Source organism: Polaromonas sp. AER18D-145 (genome assembly GCF_002379095.1).
Lineage (GTDB): Bacteria > Pseudomonadota > Gammaproteobacteria > Burkholderiales > Burkholderiaceae_C > Polaromonas.
On record NZ_NBZV01000101.1, the window covers coordinates 1 to 1,952 of the forward strand.

General features: G+C 57.9%; 2 protein-coding genes. One reads left to right on the forward strand and one right to left on the reverse strand.

The features are described from left to right. Window positions 1-6: 6 nt before the first annotated feature. On the reverse strand, window positions 7-1,254 hold the full coding sequence (locus B7G52_RS22980; RefSeq protein ID WP_096699976.1) for an ISL3 family transposase: 1,248 nt from the start codon (window positions 1,252-1,254) through the stop codon (window positions 7-9). Here B7G52_RS22980 and B7G52_RS22985 point away from each other — a divergent pair. Next, entirely contained in the window at window positions 1,253-1,684 is a 432-nt protein-coding gene (locus B7G52_RS22985) for a hypothetical protein (protein WP_096699975.1), read from the forward strand. The genes B7G52_RS22980 and B7G52_RS22985 overlap by 2 nt on opposite strands. Window positions 1,685-1,952: the final 268 nt, after the last annotated feature.

Below are 1,952 nucleotides of genomic sequence, written 5' to 3' on the forward strand. Positions count from 1 at the left end.
GCTTCGTCAGTAAAATCTGTGGGCGAGTTGCGGCTCAGGAAGCTTGCCAAGTACGTGATATAGGGCGAGTTCAGTGATTCTGAAGGTCCGAAACCCGTAGGATTTTCTCATGGTCACTTTGACCTTGTTGTTCAGACCCTCGACGACGCCACTGGAGAACTGCTTTTTGGCACGAAAGTAGTTGAGTATGAGTTCGCGGTGATTGCGCAACGTCTTGGCGACCTTTTTCATTGACTCGATACGTGAACGCATGACCAGCGCGATCCATTGGTCCAGGAACTTGCCGGCCCAGGTCGGCGAGTCGTAGTCCCAGAAGTGCTGGAATTGTTCCTTGAGCAAATAGGCGCGAACCGTCTGCAGGTTGTATTTCAATATGTCGCGCAGCCGGATGCGCTGGGTGCCAGTGAGATTCTCTTTGCGTTTGAGCACGCACCACCGGGTCTTCTTCAGAACGGGCTCATAGCCGTCCTGCACCAGCTTGCGTGCTTCGCCAGCACGCACCTCGTCAAGGGCGTCATTCATCTTGGCGACGATGTGAAAGCGATCCAGAATATTCAGCGCCTTGCTGCAGCGCTCGCGGATCACCCGCAGGTACGGCTTCCACATGTCCGAGCAGACGAACTCGATCTTGCCCGATAAATCAGCGCCAATCATGTCGAAGAATTCCTCGAACGTCTTGACCGTGCGCTCCTTGCCAACCCACAGCAGCCGTGTGCACTGCGCATCGATCTGGTAGACCAGCGTCAGATACTTGTGGCCCTTGCCGTAGGCAACTTCATCAACCCCGATAGCCTGGATCGGCCCCAGTGTGCGGTGCTCCAACCCCCATGCCACCACCACTTCAACCGCCTGACAGACCTTGTCCCACGATGTTCGAAACGACAGGGCCACATCCTTCCACGACAACTTCTTGGCCCAGTGCGCCAGGAACAGGACATAGGCCGTTGTCATCTGGTGCTTGCCGCAACCCCACGGCACCGCCTCGACCTTCACGCCACACTGGCGACAATCCACCCGGCGCATGCGATACAGTAGGAAAACGCAGAAGCCCCAGAAGGGCACGAACTCGAAGCGGCGCACCCCCAGGTGGTCGTAGGTCGGGGCGGGGTGGCGGCAGATCGAACATATCGCTTTGGAGCCCACGCGTGGGCGAACCTCGACTTCGATGCTTTTGGTTTGCTCGCACAGGCGGGCCACCACGTTGACGAAGCCGGGGAAGTGGTAACACTGGTTGAGGATTGAGATCAGACGCATGGCAAAGACACAGAAGCAGGAGCCGCCCATCATCGTGGGTACGCCAAACTTGGCAACCTACTGCCCGGATTTGGCGACTTGGGCGGCAAGTTGGTGTGGCGAGGAGCGCGACGTTATCCCCGGCGAGCAGATCGTGGCGGTGTTCACGCCGTTCCTGCTGGACCTGCTCGCTCAGGGTCTATCACGCAAGACCCGCAACCTGCACCGCGACAACCTGTGGCTGCTCGGCGGCGAGATCATCCGAGACATCAACGAGACGCCCAAACTCAGGAAGCGCCCGGTTGGAGCCTTGATCCGCGAGGTCATCGCCAATGACGAGGGGCCGCTGATCCATGGCGGCTTCTCTGAGCAGGAGCAACGCTCATTTGATTCGACCTGCAAAAAACTCAATCGATTCCTGGCTGCGCACGTCGATAGCAAACAGGGGTAGACCTCGCACACCATTGGATTGATGGTTGTGTATTCGGCTGTTCATGGTGATTTCTATCTCAACGACTGTTGACAAAGCATAAGCGCGTCAGGCCGAAGGCTCCAAGTCGGGGAGCGGTGGGCAAGTCACGCACCGCCGAGCCGCTGTACCCAGGCTCGTCTGTAGGCAGGTGCCTTGTCCACGGCGGGCGGGATATCTAACCCACTGGAAAATCCATGTCGTTATCCCCAAACCCTCAGAAACTACCCACAGATTCCCCGGACGAGCC